At 51.9% G+C, this 16,766-nt stretch carries 16 protein-coding genes; 10 read left to right on the top strand and 6 right to left on the bottom strand.

Features of this window, described 5'->3' with window-relative positions:
- Positions 1-5 precede the first annotated feature (5 nt).
- The 10 genes from I6L53_RS10125 (at position 6) to I6L53_RS10170 (ending at position 10,984) form a co-directional block, all read left to right on the top strand.
- Positions 6-1,298 (top strand): ABC transporter substrate-binding protein, encoded by a 1,293-nt coding sequence (locus I6L53_RS10125; RefSeq protein ID WP_042318770.1) that lies wholly within the window; start codon positions 6-8, stop codon positions 1,296-1,298.
- Positions 1,299-1,318: 20 nt separating this feature from the next.
- Positions 1,319-2,200 (top strand): carbohydrate ABC transporter permease, encoded by an 882-nt coding sequence (locus tag I6L53_RS10130; protein WP_042319032.1) that lies wholly within the window; start codon positions 1,319-1,321, stop codon positions 2,198-2,200.
- Positions 2,187-3,029 carry a carbohydrate ABC transporter permease gene (locus I6L53_RS10135; protein WP_042318772.1) on the top strand — a complete coding sequence of 281 codons (843 nt, stop codon included), beginning with the start codon at positions 2,187-2,189 and terminating at the stop codon, positions 3,027-3,029. Before I6L53_RS10130 ends, I6L53_RS10135 begins: the two co-directional genes overlap by 14 nt.
- A 28-nt stretch (positions 3,030-3,057) precedes the next feature.
- On the top strand, positions 3,058-4,110 hold the full coding sequence (locus I6L53_RS10140; RefSeq protein ID WP_042318774.1) for a D-guloside 3-dehydrogenase: 1,053 nt from the start codon (positions 3,058-3,060) through the stop codon (positions 4,108-4,110).
- Between the two features lie 18 nt (positions 4,111-4,128).
- Positions 4,129-4,917 carry a 3-dehydro-D-guloside 4-epimerase gene (locus I6L53_RS10145; RefSeq protein WP_042318777.1) on the top strand — a complete coding sequence of 263 codons (789 nt, stop codon included), beginning with the start codon at positions 4,129-4,131 and terminating at the stop codon, positions 4,915-4,917.
- A gap of 9 nt (positions 4,918-4,926) precedes the next feature.
- Complete coding sequence (locus I6L53_RS10150) at positions 4,927-5,982, top strand: D-glucoside 3-dehydrogenase (protein ID WP_042318778.1); 1,056 nt, start codon at positions 4,927-4,929, stop codon at positions 5,980-5,982.
- Positions 5,979-8,255 carry a glycoside hydrolase family 65 protein gene (locus tag I6L53_RS10155; protein ID WP_042318780.1) on the top strand — a complete coding sequence of 759 codons (2,277 nt, stop codon included), beginning with the start codon at positions 5,979-5,981 and terminating at the stop codon, positions 8,253-8,255. Before I6L53_RS10150 ends, I6L53_RS10155 begins: the two co-directional genes overlap by 4 nt.
- A complete protein-coding gene (pgmB, locus tag I6L53_RS10160; RefSeq protein ID WP_042318782.1) occupies positions 8,252-8,914 on the top strand; it encodes a beta-phosphoglucomutase in 663 nt (220 codons plus the stop codon). Before I6L53_RS10155 ends, pgmB begins: the two co-directional genes overlap by 4 nt.
- A 10-nt stretch (positions 8,915-8,924) precedes the next feature.
- On the top strand, positions 8,925-10,007 hold the full coding sequence (locus tag I6L53_RS10165; RefSeq protein ID WP_042318784.1) for an ABC transporter ATP-binding protein: 1,083 nt from the start codon (positions 8,925-8,927) through the stop codon (positions 10,005-10,007).
- Positions 10,008-10,078: 71 nt separating this feature from the next.
- Positions 10,079-10,984, top strand: a complete 906-nt coding sequence (locus I6L53_RS10170) for an OmpG family monomeric porin (RefSeq protein ID WP_042318786.1) — start codon at positions 10,079-10,081, stop codon at positions 10,982-10,984.
- 30 nt (positions 10,985-11,014) lie between these two features.
- Here I6L53_RS10170 and I6L53_RS10175 read toward each other — a convergent pair whose 3' ends face one another.
- The 6 genes from I6L53_RS10175 to eitA form a co-directional block, all read right to left on the bottom strand.
- A complete protein-coding gene (locus tag I6L53_RS10175; RefSeq protein WP_042318787.1) occupies positions 11,015-12,025 on the bottom strand; it encodes a LacI family DNA-binding transcriptional regulator in 1,011 nt (336 codons plus the stop codon).
- Between the two features lie 107 nt (positions 12,026-12,132).
- A complete protein-coding gene (locus tag I6L53_RS10180; RefSeq protein ID WP_042318790.1) occupies positions 12,133-12,402 on the bottom strand; it encodes a hypothetical protein in 270 nt (89 codons plus the stop codon).
- A gap of 98 nt (positions 12,403-12,500) precedes the next feature.
- Positions 12,501-13,754 carry an MFS transporter gene (locus I6L53_RS10185; protein ID WP_042318793.1) on the bottom strand — a complete coding sequence of 418 codons (1,254 nt, stop codon included), beginning with the start codon at positions 13,752-13,754 and terminating at the stop codon, positions 12,501-12,503.
- Positions 13,755-13,763: 9 nt separating this feature from the next.
- The gene (gene eitC / locus I6L53_RS10190; protein WP_042318794.1) at positions 13,764-14,525 is read right to left on the bottom strand and encodes a siderophore ABC transporter ATP-binding protein EitC; all 762 of its coding nucleotides are present in this window, start codon (positions 14,523-14,525) and stop codon (positions 13,764-13,766) included.
- Positions 14,525-15,562: a FecCD family ABC transporter permease gene (locus I6L53_RS10195; protein ID WP_042318797.1), complete on the bottom strand. Its 1,038-nt coding sequence runs from the start codon at positions 15,560-15,562 to the stop codon at positions 14,525-14,527. Before I6L53_RS10195 ends, eitC begins: the two co-directional genes overlap by 1 nt.
- Positions 15,562-16,560 (bottom strand): siderophore ABC transporter substrate-binding protein EitA, encoded by a 999-nt coding sequence (gene eitA / locus I6L53_RS10200; RefSeq protein WP_042318799.1) that lies wholly within the window; start codon positions 16,558-16,560, stop codon positions 15,562-15,564. The genes I6L53_RS10195 and eitA overlap by 1 nt, the downstream gene beginning before the upstream one ends.
- Positions 16,561-16,766: the final 206 nt, after the last annotated feature.

A 16,766-nucleotide genomic window follows, 5' to 3' on the forward strand; every position in this document is an offset into this window, starting at 1 on the left:
ATCTGATGCTCAAAACTAAAATTATGCTGTTATCAGCACTGGTTTCCTGCGCCCTGATTTCAGGATGTAAGGAGGATAAATCCGCCCATGTCTCAATAGAGTTTATGCACTCTTCTGTTGAACAGGAGCGTCAGGCCGTTATTTCGAAACTGATTGCGCGGTTTGAAAAAGAGAACCCGGAAATTAGCGTCAAACAAGTACCGGTTGAAGAGGATGCTTACAACACCAAGGTGATTACGCTGGCAAGAAGCGGATCGCTACCAGAAGTTATCGAGACCAGTCATGACTACGCCAAAGTGATGGACAAGGAAGCCCTTATCGATCGTGATGCGGTGACGAGAGTGATCCATTCGGTAGGTGAAACGGCATTCTATGATGGCGTGTTGCGAATTGTTCGCACTGAGGATGGACGTTCGTGGACCGGAGTCCCCGTGAGCGCCTGGATCGGCGGTATCTGGTATCGCAAAGATGTACTGGCGAAAGCAAATCTCGAAGAACCCAAAAACTGGCAACAACTGCTGACGGTCGCACAAAAATTAAACGATCCGGGGAATAAAAAATACGGTATCGCGCTACCTACCGCGGAGAGCGTGCTTACCGAGCAGTCTTTCTCACAGTTTGCGCTGTCCAATCAGGCCAACGTTTTTGATGCGCAGGGAAAAATAACCCTCAATACAGCAGAAATGACCCAGGCGCTGGAATACTACCGGTCGCTTGCAGAGAACACGATGCCGGGTTCAAACGACATCATGGAAGTGAAAGATGCGTTCATGAACGGCACGGCGCCAATGGCGATTTATTCAACCTACATCCTCCCTGCGGTAATCAAAGAAGGTAATCCGCAGAATGTGGGGTTCGTGGTTCCGACGGAGAAGAACGCCGCCGTTTACGGCATGCTGACCTCACTCACCATCACGGCGGGTCAGAAGTCTGAAGAGACGGAAGCGGCTGAGAAGTTTGTCACTTTTATGGAGCAGGCGGACAACATCGCGGACTGGGTGATGATGTCGCCAGGTGCGGCCCTACCGGTCAATAAAGCCGTAGTGGAAACCGCCACATGGAAAGATAACGCGGTGATCAAAGCCTTAGGAACGCTGCCTGATCAACTCATTGCCGAGTTGCCTCATATCCAGGTGTTTGGGGCGGTTGGCGATAAAAACTTTACCCGGATGGGTGACGTCACCGGTTCCGGCGTGGTGAGTACGATGGTGCATAACGTCACAGTCGGAAAAGCCGATCTCTCAGCGACTATCAAGACCAGCCAGAAGAAGCTGGATGATCTTATTGCGCAGCACTAATGGATAAGTGGAACGCCGTGATGAACAGGTTCTTTTCAGGTCGCTCTGATATGCCGTTTGCCATGCTGCTCCTGGCGCCCAGTTTGCTTTTGCTGGGCGGCCTGGTGGTCTGGCCGATGCTATCGAATATTGAAATCAGCTTTATGCGGTTGCCGCTCAATCCACGAATTGAAGCCACATTTGTCGGGTTGAGCAACTATATCCGCATCTTATCCGATCCCGGATTCTGGCATTCGCTGTGGATGACCGTCTGGTATACCGCACTGGTGGTGCTGGGAAGTACGGTACTCGGACTGGGCGTCGCGATGTTTTTCAATCGCGAATTTCGTCTGCGTAAGACGGCGCGCTCACTGGTGATCCTCTCCTATGTCACGCCGTCCATTTCACTGGTCTTCGCGTGGAAGTACATGTTTAACAGTGGGTATGGCATCGTGAATTATCTCGGTGTCGATCTCCTGCATCTGTACGATCAAGCACCGCTGTGGTTTGACAACCCCGGCAGCAGCTTTGTTCTGGTGGTGTTGTTTGCCATCTGGCGTTACTTCCCGTATGCCTTCATTTCGTTCCTGGCGATTTTACAGACCATTGATAAATCGCTGTACGAAGCAGCCGAAATGGACGGCGCGAATGTCTGGCAGCGTTTTCGAATTGTCACTCTGCCCGCCATTATGCCTGTGCTGGCAACGGTCATTACGTTACGCACGATCTGGATGTTTTACATGTTCGCCGATGTTTATCTGCTGACCACGAAAGTCGATATTCTCGGTGTGTATCTCTATAAAACAGCATTTGCCTTTAATGACTTAGGAAAAGCCGCCGCGATTTCCGTGGTCCTCTTCGTCATTATTTTCGCTGTCATCCTGCTGACCAGAAAACGGGTGAACCTCAATGGCAACAAATAAGCGCAAGTTAGAACGTTTCGGTTTTTACTGCGGATTAATCGCTTTTTTGGTCATCACGCTGTTTCCTTTTTTTGTGATGCTGATGACGTCGTTCAAGAGTGCTAAAGAGGCGATATCGCTCCATCCCACGTTGTTACCGCAGCACTGGACGCTGGAACACTATATCGACATTTTTAATCCGCTGATTTTTCCCTTTGTCGATTATTTCCGTAACAGCCTGGTGGTGTCCGTCGTCTCGTCGGTGGTGGCTGTTTTTCTTGGCGTGCTCGGTGCCTATGCGCTCTCGCGTTTGCGCTTTAAGGGGAGGATGACCATTAATGCCAGTTTCTACACCGTATACATGTTTTCCGGCATTTTGCTGGTGGTGCCGTTGTTCAAAATCATCACGGCGCTGGGCATTTACGACACAGAAATGGCGCTGATCGTCACGATGGTGACCCAGACGTTGCCCACTGCGGTGTTCATGCTGAAAAGCTATTTCGACACGATCCCGGATGAGATAGAAGAAGCGGCGATGATGGACGGCCTGAATCGCCTGCAAATTATCTTTCGCATTACCGTGCCGCTGGCGATGTCCGGATTGGTGTCGGTGTTTGTCTACTGCTTCATGGTGGCCTGGAACGACTATCTGTTTGCATCAATTTTTCTCTCCAGTGCCAGCAATTTCACCTTACCGGTCGGTCTGAACGCCTTGTTCAGCACGCCTGACTATATCTGGGGACGCATGATGGCGGCGTCACTGGTTACAGCATTGCCGGTTGTCATTATGTATGCGCTTTCTGAACGTTTTATTAAGAGTGGTTTGACCGCTGGCGGCGTGAAAGGCTAAGGCGGCCTGTTTAATCAAGGAGTTGTGCATGAAAAAGTTAGTAGCTACTGCGCCGCGTGTTGCTGCACTGGTGGAGTATGACGATCGCCCGGTGCAGGCAAATGAAGTGAAAATTCGCGTGCAGTTCGGTGCGCCGAAGCACGGTACGGAAGTGGTGGATTTCCGTGCTGCCAGCCCGTTTATTGATGAGGACTTTAACGCGGAGTGGCAGATGTTTATGCCCCGTCCGGAAGGGGCACCGCGCGGTATCGAATTTGGCAAGTTCCAGCTCGGCAATATGGTTGTCGGTGAGATTATCGAGTGTGGCAGCGATGTCACCGATTACGCCGTAGGCGACAGCGTTTGCGGTTACGGTCCCTTAGCCGAGACGGTCATTATTAACGGTGTGAACAACTATAAACTGCGCAAAATGCCGCAGGGAAGTTCATGGAAGAATGCCGTCTGCTATGACCCAGCCCAGTTCGCGATGAGCGGCGTACGCGATGCCAATGTGCGCGTAGGGGATTTTGTTGTCATCGTCGGGCTCGGGGCTATTGGCCAGATCGCGGTACAACTGGCGAAAAAAGCGGGCGCATCGGTGGTTATCGGCGTGGATCCTATTGCACACCGGTGCGACATTGCCCGCCGACATGGCGCAAATTTCTGTCTGAACCCGACAGGAACGGATGTCGGTAAGGAGATCAAAGCGCTCACGGGTAAGCAGGGTGCGGACGTGATTATCGAAACCAGCGGCTTTGCGGATGCGCTGCAATCGGCGCTACGCGGACTGGCCTACGGTGGCACGATCTCCTACGTCGCGTTTGCCAAACCATTTGCCGAAGGATTTAACCTGGGACGCGAAGCGCATTTCAACAACGCCAACATTGTTTTTTCCCGCGCCTGCAGCGAACCAAACCCGGACTATCCGCGCTGGAGCCGAAAACGCATCGAAGAAACCTGCTGGGAATTGCTGATGAACGGTTATCTGAATTGCGACGATCTCATCGACCCGGTGGTGACCTTTGCCAACAGTCCGGAAAGCTACATGCAGTTTGTCGACAGGCATCCGGAGCAGAGCATCAAAATGGGCGTCACTTTTTAATTGTCAGGGAGAAAACAGATGAAAATCGGTACTCAGAATCAGGCATTTTTTCCGCAAAATATCCTGGATAAGTTTCGTTATATCAAAGAGATGGGTTTTGATGGTTTTGAAATTGACGGCAAATTGCTGGTTAATCATCTCGATGAAGTCAAAGCGGCTATCAAAGAAACGGGTCTGCCGGTGACAACCGCATGCGGCGGCTATGACGGTTGGATCGGTGATTTCATTGAAGAACGTCGCCTTAACGGATTAAAGCAAATCGAACGCATTCTGGAAGCGCTTGCTGAGGTGGGTGGGCAGGGCATTATCGTTCCAGCCGCATGGGGCATGTTTACGTTCCGGCTGCCGCCAATGGTCTCGCCGCGGAGTCTGGAGGGCGATCGCAAAGCGGTCAGCGACTCGCTACGTTATCTCGACAAGGTGGCGGAGCGGACGGGGACCACTGTTTACCTGGAGCCGCTCAATCGCTATCAGGATCACATGATCAACACCCTGGCGGATGCGCGCCGCTATATCGTGGAAAACGATCTGAAGCAGGTAAAGATCATCGGCGATTTCTATCACATGAATATCGAAGAAGACGACATGGCGAAAGCATTACACGACAACCGCGATCTGCTGGGTCATGTACACATCGCGGATAACCACCGTTATCAGCCGGGTACGGGGACGCTGAATTTCCGCGAACTGTTTGATCAGTTGCGCGACGATCGTTATCAGGGTTACGTGGTGTATGAAGGTCGGGTCCGCGCAGAGAACCTGCCTGAAGCCTACCGTCAGTCATTGGCCTGGTTGCGTACCTGCTAAGAGGTTACCGTGAAAAGTGCAATGACAAGCTTTCCACTGCGCGTCGCGATAATTGGCGCCGGACAGGTCGCGGATAAGGTTCATGCTTCGTATTACTGCACTCGTGAGGAGCTGGAACTGGTGGCTGTCTGTGACAGTCACCTGTCTCAGGCACAAGCGCTGGCAGAGAAATATGGTCAGGCGCAGGTTTGGGACGATCCACAGTTGATGCTGCAAACAGTGAAGCCCGATATCGTCAGCGTCTGCTCGCCGAATCGCTTTCACTACGAACACACGCTGTTGGCGCTGAAAGCGGGTTGCCACGTGATGTGTGAAAAGCCGCCGGCGATGACGCCGGAGCAGGCGCAGGAGATGCGTGATACTGCCCGTCGCATGGGCAAAGTGCTGGCTTATGATTTTCATCACCGTTTTGCACTGGATACACAGCTGCTGCGCGAACAGGTCACAGCGGGTGTGCTCGGTGAAATATACGTGACCAACGCCCGAGCGCTTCGCCGCTGCGGCGTGCCCGGTTGGGGTGTCTTCACCAATAAAGCGTTACAGGGCGGTGGGCCACTGATCGATCTTGGTGTTCATATGCTGGATGCGGCGATGTATGTGCTGGGCTTCCCCCTTGTGAAACGAGTGTGGGCACATAGTTTCCAGAGAATCGGCACCCGGAAAAATTGTGGACAGTTCGGTGAGTGGGATCCTTCGCGTTACACCGTTGAGGACGCGTTGTTTGGCACCATTGAGTTTCATAACGGCAGCATATTGCGACTGGAAACCTCCTTTGCGCTGAATATCCCTGAACAATCCATCATGAATGTGAATTTTTGTGGCGACAAGGCGGGAGCAACCCTGTTCCCGGCACAAGTGTATACCGACAGAAATGGCGAACTGGAGATATGTTGTGCGCGGGAGCAGGCTGATGATCATCGTCATTTTCGCAGTATGGAGGCTTTCGTGAACCATGTGCAGGGCGTACCGGTCACCATCGCGGATGCCGAACAAGGATTTGTGATACAGCAGTTGGTTGCGGCGCTTTATCAGTCAGCTGAAACAGGGATGTGTGTGGAACTATGAGCAAACCAGTCACCTTATCAGAACCGGGTTTTAGCCCGCACCAGTTGAATAAATACGCCTCTTTGCTGGCGTTGGGTAACGGTTATATGGGGATCCGCGCCAGCCACGAGGAGGCTTATACCCAACAGACGCGTGGAATGTTTCTGGCGGGTTTGTATCATCGGGCGGGTAAAGATGATATCACCGAGCTTGTGAATCTACCCGACGTCACAGGGGTTGACATCTTCCTGAACGGAGAGCCTTTTTCATTACTCAGTGGAACGCTTGAAGGCTGGCAGCGGGAAATGGATTTTTCCAGTGGCGAACTGATGCGGTCACTGATATGGCGGGCATCTGACGGCGCGCGATTTGCCATCGAAAGTCGTCGATTCGCGTCTGCGGAGCAGTTGCCGTTGCTGGCGATGACGTTATCCATTACCCCACTCGATGGTGATGCCTCTATCGCCCTTTCCACCGGTATTGACGCGACAATCACCAACCACGGTCGTCAGCATCTGGATGAAACGCAGGTACGGGTCTTCGGTCAACATCTCTTACAGGGGATCTATACGACCCAGGATGGTCACAGTGAGATCTCTGTCTCGACGCACTGTCTTATCAACGGGGAAGAGCAGTCTTGTTTTACCGCCAAAGAACGGCGGCTTATGCAACATACTCACGCGCAGGTGAAAGCGGGTGAGCGGCTGACGCTGGAAAAGCTGACATGGGTGGAGTGGACAACAGGACGCGATGTATCGCTGGAAACATGGGGGCAGCAGGGGCTTCGCCGTCTTGAAGCGTGTGTGGCGCAGGGGTATCAGGCGTTGCTGACGCAATCGGCGGTGAACTGGCAGAACTGGTGGCAGCATCGTCGGGTGCAGGTGAGCAGTGTAAACGAAGACGATCAGCGCGCCCTGGATTTTGCGCTCTATCATCTGCGGATCATGACGCCTTCCCATGATGAGCGTTGCAGTATCGGCGCGAAAGGGCTCAGCGGGGAAGGCTACAAGGGACATGTTTTCTGGGATACCGAAGTGTTCCTGTTGCCCTTTCATGTGTTCACTGAACCGGCTATCGCCCGGAACTTATTGCGTTATCGCTGGCACAACCTGGCGGGGGCACGCGAAAAGGCGCGCAAGAACGGCTGGCAGGGCGCACTGTTTCCGTGGGAAAGTGCGCGTAGCGGAGAGGAGGAGACGCCGGAGTTCGCCGCCATCAATATTCGAACCGGGTTACGTCAGAAGGTTGCTTCCGCACAGGCAGAACATCATCTGGTGGCCGATATCGCCTGGGCCGTTGTGAATTACTGGCAGGCGACAGGTGACGAACCTTTCATGTCCCGTGAAGGAGTCACGCTGCTGCTGGAGACTGCGCGTTTCTGGATCAGTCGTACCACTGACGTGAATGGCCGACTTGAAATTCATGATGTTATTGGACCGGACGAATATACCGAACACGTAAATAATAACGCCTTTACCAACTACATGGCGTATTACAACGTAAGTCAGGCACTGTATTTCGCCCGCCGCTATGGCTGTGGGGATGAGGCATTTATCCATCGTGCCGAGCACTTTTTGCAGCACCTGTGGCTGCCCGGCGCACAGACTGACGGTATTTTGCCACAGGATGACTCCTTCCTCAGTAAGCCCGTGATTGACCTGGCGATGTACAAGACAAAGGCCGGGAAGCAAACGATCCTGCTGGATTACTCTCGGGCAGAAGTTAATGAGATGCAAATCCTGAAGCAGGCGGACGTGGTGATGCTCATGTATATGCTCTCTGAGTTATTCACACCGGTGGTTTGTCAGGCCAACCTGAATTTCTATGAACGCCGCACCATTCATGATTCCTCTTTGAGCAAAGCCATTCACGGTATCGTGGCGGCACGTTGTGGCAATACTCATCAGGGATATCAGTTCTGGCGCGATGGCGCACGAATAGACCTTGGGGATGATCCGCACAGTTGCGATGACGGCATACACGCTGCCGCTACGGGGGCTATCTGGCTGGGGGCAATTCAGGGCTTTGCCGGGCTGAACGTGTGTAATGGCGAATTGCATCTCCATCCTCAGTTGCCTGAAGAGTGGCAAAAACTGACATTTCCTCTCTGTTGGCAGGGAAGTGAGATAACGATCGCCCTGAGCCAACAGAGTGTGCATATCGAGAGCTCGTCGCCGGTAACACTTTTCCTGAAAGGGACACCGGTGACCGTTGTGGATAAATACAGCGCTTCACTCACTGATTTTATTTCGGCTGTAAATGGGACCGCTACCACGCACAAGGAGGATGAATGAAACCCCTGGCAATCGTATTTGATCTGGATGGTGTGATCACGGATACCGCGCATTTGCACTTTCTTGCCTGGCGGAAAGTTGCCGGTGAGTTGGGGATTGTCATCGATGAGGTGTTCAACGACAGCCTGAAAGGCATCAGCCGCGGAGAATCACTGTTACGAATTTTGCGCCACGGCGGAAAAGAGGGGGCTTTCACCCGGGCAGAGCGCGAGCAGATCGCAGCGCGCAAAAATGCGTTGTATGTCGATTCATTGCGGACGCTGACACCACAAGCGGTACTGCCGGGCATCCGGGAACTGCTTAGCGCGTTACGTTCTGAACAGATTAAAACGGGGCTGGCGTCAGTTTCACTGAATGCGCCCGCGATCTTACAGGCGCTACAGTTAACGCCTTATTTTGATTTTTGTGCCGATGCCGCACGAATCCAACGCTCAAAACCCGACCCGGAGATTTTTCTGGCAGCGTGCAACGGTCTGCATGTTAGTCCGCAGGCATGCATCGGAATAGAAGATGCGCAGGCGGGAATTGATGCGATCAACGCCAGTGGAATGCGCTCGGTGGGCATTGGTTCCACCTTAACCGGCGCAGATCTGCTACTTCCGACAACGGAATTTTTGACGTGGCCGCGTTTATCGGCTTTCTGGCAACTCGACAAATAAAGGAATCAACATGGCACAGCTTTCGTTGCGGCATATATACAAAATCTATGACAACCAGGTGCATGTGGTTAAAGACTTCAATCTGGATATTGAAGATAAAGAGTTTATTGTCTTTGTCGGTCCGTCGGGCTGCGGAAAATCAACCACACTTCGCATGATTGCAGGTCTGGAGGAGATCAGTGCCGGCGAACTGTTGATTGACGGTAAGCGGATGAATGATGTTCCCGCAAAGGCGCGCAATATTGCGATGGTCTTTCAGAACTATGCGCTGTATCCGCATATGAGCGTCTACGACAATATGGCGTTCGGCCTGAAGATGCAAAAGATTGATGCGGGCATTATTGACGAGCGAGTCAACTGGGCGGCGCAGATCCTCGGTTTACGGGATTATCTCAAGCGAAAACCTGGCGCATTATCGGGTGGTCAACGCCAGCGTGTAGCCCTGGGACGCGCGATTGTGCGTGAGGCGGGCGTGTTTTTGATGGACGAACCGCTCTCTAACCTCGATGCCAAACTACGTGTCCAGATGCGCGCAGAGATCAGCAAACTGCACCAGAAGCTGAATACTACGATGGTCTACGTCACGCATGATCAGACTGAAGCGATGACAATGGCGACGCGGATTGTGATCATGAAAGACGGTATTATCCAGCAGGTTGGTGCGCCAAAAATGGTTTATAACCAGCCAGCAAATATGTTCGTTGCCGGTTTTATTGGCTCACCGGCAATGAATTTTATTCGTGGAGCGATCGACGGAAATAAGTTTGTCACAGAAACGCTTAAATTAACTCTTCCGGAAGATAAGCTACGAATATTAAAAGAGAAGGATTATGAGCATAAAGCGGTCGTGATGGGCATCCGCCCGGAGGATATCCATCCTGAGTCATCAGAGAGAAACTCTGTGGTGGCAAAAATTTGCGTCGCAGAACTGACTGGTGCTGAATTTATGCTGTACACCAGCATTGGGGGGCATGAGCTGGTGGTCCGTGCCGGGGCAATAAATGATTATTCAGCAGGAGATAATATTGCAATCCATTTTGATATGACAAAATGTCATTTCTTCGATATGGAGACAGAACTCGCAATTACATAATCACATTATCCAGGGCGGAAGCCCTGGCTCTAACAACATTTCATTTTTCTGTCATTTAACAAGGAATAGAAATGAAAACCTTATTATCCACTACTGCGCTAATGCTGTGCGCAGCGATATCTTGCGCACAGGCGGCTGAAAAAAATGACTGGCATTTTAATATTGGCGCCATGTACGAAATTGAAAACGTTGAAGGCTACGGCGAAGATATGGATGGCCTTGCCGAACCGTCAGTTTATTTTAATGCGGCAAACGGCCCATGGAGAATCTCGCTGGCCTATTATCAGGAAGGACCGGTTGATTATAGCGCAGGAAAACGCGGCACCTGGTTTGATCGCCCGGAACTGGAGGTACACTATCAGATCCAGGAAAGTGATGAATTCAGTTTTGGCTTAACCGGTGGTTTTCGTAATTACGGCTATCACTACGTGAATGAAGCGGGTAAAGACACGGCGAATATGCAGCGCTGGAAAGTGCAACCGGACTGGGATGTGAAGATCACAGACGATTTGCGTTTTAGCGGATGGTTGTCGATGTACCAGTTCGTGAACGATCTGAGTACCACCGGCTATGCAGATAGCCGTCTCGAAAGCGAAACGGGTCTGCACTATACCTTTAACGAAACGGTTGGCGTGATCGTAAACTATTACCTCGAACGCGGTTTTAACCTTGCGGATCACCGGAATAACGGTGAATTTTCAACTCAGGAGATCCGCGCGTATTTGCCGCTTTCTCTCGGTAATACAACGTTAACACCTTATACACGCATCGGTCTGGATCGCTGGAGTAACTGGGACTGGCGAGATGATCCTGAGCGCGAAGGTCATGACTTTAACCGCCTCGGATTACAGTATGCATATGATTTCCAGAATGGCCTGTCGATGACGCTGGAATATGCCTACGAGTGGGAAGATCACGACGAAGGTGAAAGTGACAGATTTCACTATGCGGGCGTAGGCGTTAACTACGCATTCTGATGATGGCGGGGCGGAATATTGCCCCGCTTTTTATGCAAGCGATCCCGTAAGAGTTATCTGCGTCTTAATGATGATATTTTGCATACGCTTTTTACCCCGTATTAAGTTAAAAAGCAGGGCGCAACTTTCTTCGCCTAACGCCTGAGTAGGCACATCAATCCCACCGGGGGGAGGGTTTAAAATAAATGACAACATTTCATTACTGTAACCGACCACTGCCATTTGCTGTGGAATAGAAATATTTAGTTCAGCCGCTGCACGATATAAACTCATCAGTTTTAAACTATCCGTAGCAAATACTGCATCGGGTAATTCTGAACGTTCTAATAATTCTCTCGCGGCACATAGCGCGCTGTCGTGGGTATAGCCTCCGTCAATAATCCATTCTTTACGAATATCGATGCTATGTGCGCTAAGGCTGGCTTTATAACCGTTAACACGATCGACTGAAACATGATATTCAAGCGGTGCATGCAGACAGGCGATACGGCGATGACCACTGTTAATAAGCGCATCAGTGAGTGCAATACTGTCCCGATAATTATCCGTATCGACTGAGCAAACGTGATTGTATTCTCCTTCAACTTTACCGATCACCACCACCGGAATATCATATTTATCCAGCCGCGCGAAAAATGATTCTTCGGCCGGTGAGCTGAGCATAATAATGCCTTTGATTAGCTTCTGCTTAATTTTGCTCTCGCACTTTTGCAGGTCATCTTCGGTACTGCGTGACGTTTGCAGGATCACGTCGAAACCTTCTTCCTCTGCTTTCGCGGTAATAGCGTGCAGCACTTCCGAGAAAAACGGGTTCCCGGCAGTGGTTTTGGTTGAACGGGTGGAGATCACCATAATGGCGTCAAACCCCGATGACGTCAGGGCGCGGGCCAGTTTATTGGGTTGGTATTGTAGCTCGTCGATCGCACGCAACACTTTCTCCCGCGCTTCCGGCGAGATGTTGGTTTGTTTGTTCAGAACGCGTGAGACAGTTGATTTCGATACACCCGCCACGCGAGCGATATCATAGATAGTGGGGGACATGCTCCTGCAACTCCATCGGAGAGTTAATGCCATACATCTTATGGAGTTAGTTCACGGATGACAACACAACGCGGTTTATTGTGCGGCCCAGGTAGTAAACGCGCTGGCTATTTTTTCCGGAACAACGCAGTTATCGCCGTCGCTAAAATCCCGATTAGCGGCATGGCAACCCCACCGGCTAAGAAGTTTTGCTGATCGATCTGTTTTTCCTTGCGGATATCGGCAAAACGGGCGAGCGCCTGTTCTTCGTCTGCGGCATTGATCTCTTCAAATTGCTTCTCGTAGCCTTGCTCCGTTAGTCGCAATGCGGCATCCGCGTCGGATCTTTTCAGCACTCTGGTGCGCTGCCCTTTCTGATAAAAACAGAACTCTGGCATAAGGTACTCCTGACGAAAAGGTGGGAGTGACGACTATACCTTCTCAGGAATAATGCCAGCAATATCTTATGGTCGCTTGTTGGACTATTTCCTGCCGCTCAGGTTTTAGCGACTCGCGCTGCACGTAGCGGACGGCAAATTAGCACCATGGCCACTGCGCTACAGAGCGGAAACAATGCTAATAAAAGCCAGGGATAAACGGCTTGCGTTGATGGTACAAGCGCCTTATCCAGTAAACCACCCAGCAACAAATTTCCCGCCAGCACTGCGCATCCCCCTGCGGTGGCAAGTGCACCGTAGTGTGCGCCCAGCGTCGATTCACTGGCGAAATGAGGGATCAAATCTTTTGCCGACGGGACCAGTAGCATCTGGCCCAGCGTCAATAGCGTGACCAGACAGACTGAAGGTATTAACCGTAATCCTCCCTGCGGCGGTTGTGTCGCGGCGAAAAAGGCCACACTCGCAAAAGCGGCGGAGAGCAACAAAAAGCCCACTGGCAGGATCCTGACGGCGCCTGCCCGCCTCGCGAAACGCGCAAGCGGGAGCTGAAATAAAATAATCAGCACTGAGGCCAGCATAAAGAGTGGCCCCAGATCTTTTTCACTGCCGCCCGAACGCTGAATCTCCACCGGCAGTGCCAGGTAGAGCTGGTTGTAACTCAACAACCACGAGCTGTAAGCGATGATAAAGGCAATGAATCGAGGCTGACGGAAGGTCGTCCACCAGGGAAGAATGTTGAGCGTCGGTTTGTTATGGTCAGCCGCAGGCAGACAGAAATAGAGGACGATCAATGCGATAAGGAATACCCCGGCCCCGGCGAGAGCGATCTGACGAAAACCGATCCCCGTCATCAGCGCACCGATAGCCGGGCCGAGCACCGCGCCAAGCTCTCCACACACCGCAAACAGGGCGAACCATTCTGCACGACTGCGCTTTCCGCGAGCTTCACTTTGTGTGCCGGCTTTCGCCAGCAATGCTTCGATTGACGGGGAGAACAACGCACCACCGATTCCCGTCAGACATGCGCCCAGAATGATCGGGCCCAGTGATTGTCCATAGGCCAGAAGCAGATAGCCCAGGACGCGAACCATGCAGCCGAAAAGAATAATGATCTTTGCCCCGAACCGATCGGAGAGTGCGCCGCCAACAATAAACATCCCTTGCTGCGAGAAAGTGCGCAGCCCCAGCACCAGTCCGATAAGCCCACCAGAAAGCAGCATATCGTCACGCAAAAAGAGGGCGAGAAATGGCACCACCGCGTAGAAACCGATATTAAAGGCAAACTGGCTACCCAATAGAACAGGTGGCCAGAGGGTTGTGGCGGGTCGCAGGAACAACGCAGAGAAACGCATTACACGGCCTTACACCATGAAGTGGATATGTTTTTTGCCATGAAAAGGAGAGATTTCGATTCGGGTTTTAACCCGAAAAACCTCCCAAAGCAGTTCCTCGCTCAGAATATCCTGCGGCGTTCCCGTCGCGACAATCTGCCCACGTTGCATAACCATCAGCGAGTCACAGAACATTGACGCGTGGTTGAGATCGTGGATAGCCACAATGCTGGTCACTGGCAACTCACTGATCAGATGCATTAATTGCATTTGATGGTGAATGTCCAGGTGGTTAGTGGGTTCATCCAGGAGAATTTCGGTGGGGGCTTGCGCCAGCGCACGGGCGATATGTACGCGCTGGCGTTCACCGCCGGATAAACTGAGCCAGCCTTGTTCACATTTTTCCAGCATATCAACGCGCTGTAATGCCTCGTTGACCGTTTCCTCGTCGCGCGTACTCCAGTTAGAAAAGGGGGAGTGGTGTGGAATACGGCCAAGTTTCACCACATCACGCACGCGCATGTTGGCATCGGTCATGCCGTGTTGTTCAACAAAAGCCACCCGACAGGCCAGTTGCTTTTTGGGAATGCGGGCAATGCTTTTTCCGTCCAGCGTCACGTGGCCGGCATCCGGTCGACGTAATCCTGCCAGAATGCGTAACAGTGATGACTTTCCACAACCGTTCGGCCCAAGTAATCCAACGGTTTTACCGGGCTCGACGTTGAGCGAGACATTGTTGACGATGACCTTTTTACCGACTTTCCAGGTAATATTTTCAGCGGAGATACTCATCACTTATTCCTTGAGCGGTAAATGATCACGGCAAAGAAGGGGACACCGACCAGGGCGGTCACCACACCAACCGGCAAACTTTGCGGCGCTATCAATAAACGCGAGGCGATGTCCGCCAGCACCATCAGGATCGCGCCAGCCAGTGCGCTGGCAATAAGCAATGTGCGATGCAGCGGACCAAAGAAGAAGCGCATAACATGCGGAACCACCAGTCCTACAAAACCAATTGAACCGGCCATGCTGACGATCGTGGCAGTAATGAACGCGGTGGTGGTGAAAAGGGCAAGACGTACCCAGGGAACGGCAATCCCTAAAGACGCGGCGGCATCATCGCCAAAGGTAAAGGCATCCAGTGCCCGAGAATAGTAAAGGCAGATGGCCAGCCCGGTCAGCACCACGACCAACGCTAACTGGAATTCCGGCCAGCGTACGCCGCTGAAGCTGCCCAGCAGCCAGAACATCACATCGCGTGCCTGCTGCGCGCTGGCGGAGGTGCTGATGGTATAAGCCGTAATGGCATTGAAGAGTTGGGAAGCAGCAACGCCAGCCAGAATCGTGCGTTCATTACCCCCTCGCGCGCCGTTCGTCAGAAAGGCGACAAATGCAAAGGCGGCAAATGCGCCGACGAATGCGCCTGCGGAGAGGGAGACCGCGCCCGTACCGATTCCCAGAACAACAACAGAAACGGCGCCGGTTGACGCGCCCGCAGAAACACCCAGCACATAGGGTTCCGCCAGCGCATTCTTCAACAGACTTTGCAGTACCGCACCACAGATTGCGAGGCCTGCGCCACAGCACGCCGCGACCAGCGCACGGCTCAGGCGAAAGTCCCAAATCACACTTTCATAAATACGGTTGAGCGGGGTGTCGGTGAGTCCCATTCTGTTGCTGATGGCGTAAAAAACATCCCGCAGTGGGATAGACAATTCCCCCACGCTGACCCCAACGGCAATCGTCAGAAACAAAAGCAAGATAGCAAGCAAACACGCGCTGGTAAGAAGCAGACCCGGTCGGGTCTGAAGTACCGCAGTGGTCATCAGTTCAGCCCCAGTTTTCTGAGCTGCTCGCCAACCTGCTCAGCGCCGTAAAGAGTACGGATAGTCGGGTTCATCGCCTGACCGTCCATAACCACGATATGGCCTTTTTTCACTGCGTCTAACTGGCTGATGGCAGGATCGCTTTTCAGGAATTTGATTTTCTCTTCCGCGTTATCCAGCGCCCAGCGGTTGCGATCAAGGCTGGACACCACGATGACGTCCGGATTCGCCGCGATAATGCTTTCCCAACTCACCGTCGGCCATTCTGTCTCAGAGGTGATTGCGTTGTGTCCGCCCAGCACGTTGGCTATGAATCCGGAGGCACTGTTTTTACCGCCAACATAAGCATCCGCGGAAGGGGAAGCACTGGAGAACCAAAAGACAAACGAGAGATCTTTCTTGTTTTTACCGAACTCCTGGCGGAGCTCGGCTTCACGCTTTTTAAAATCGGCAATAACCGCCTGACCCTTGTCTTCCACATTGAAAATTTTCGCGAAATCTTCAATTTCCTTATAGAGATACGTCATATCCCACAGCTTCTGACGACTGCCATATAAATCGCCTGCTGCTTTTTTCGTGGCGCACATGCCCGGGGATAAATAACTGTTTACGCCAACGGTAAGCAAATCTTCACGTTTCGCGACCTTACTTTCAGGCCCTAATAACAAGGGCAACTGTGCGGGAACGAAATCCGGGTTTTGCGCAAGGATAGATTCAAGCGTGGGAATTTCTACCGTGAGAGTTTTGATTTTCGCATTTTGTTCCGCCAGTTGAGGCAGCACTTTGGTCGGCCAGAAGGCACTGGCTTTCACGTTATTCTGCAAACCTAACAACAGCAGAATCTCAACGGTATTCTGTCCGAGAGCCACGACGCGTTCTGGCGCTTTGGTGAACGTTTCGGTGTAACCACAGTTCTCCAGAGTCAGTGGATAGGTCGTTGCCTGAGCAGAACTGACGGATGCGAACACCATGCCGAATGCGCAAATGACTTTTTTCATTAACCGCTACCCTTCGTTAAAATTATTATTAATGCAAATGAAACTCATTATTGAAGCGGGATTTTATACAATGCAATATATTTTGTGTCAACGGGAGGCATTGTCTGGCGCGGGATGAAGGGGGGATTGATAAGATTCGGCCAGAGAGATAAACGTGATGAAATTTAATTTAAAATAATTCTCTATTTGCATGCTTTAGCGGAAAA

The sequence above is a fragment of the Citrobacter farmeri genome, assembly GCF_019048065.1.
Lineage (GTDB): Bacteria > Pseudomonadota > Gammaproteobacteria > Enterobacterales > Enterobacteriaceae > Citrobacter_A > Citrobacter_A farmeri.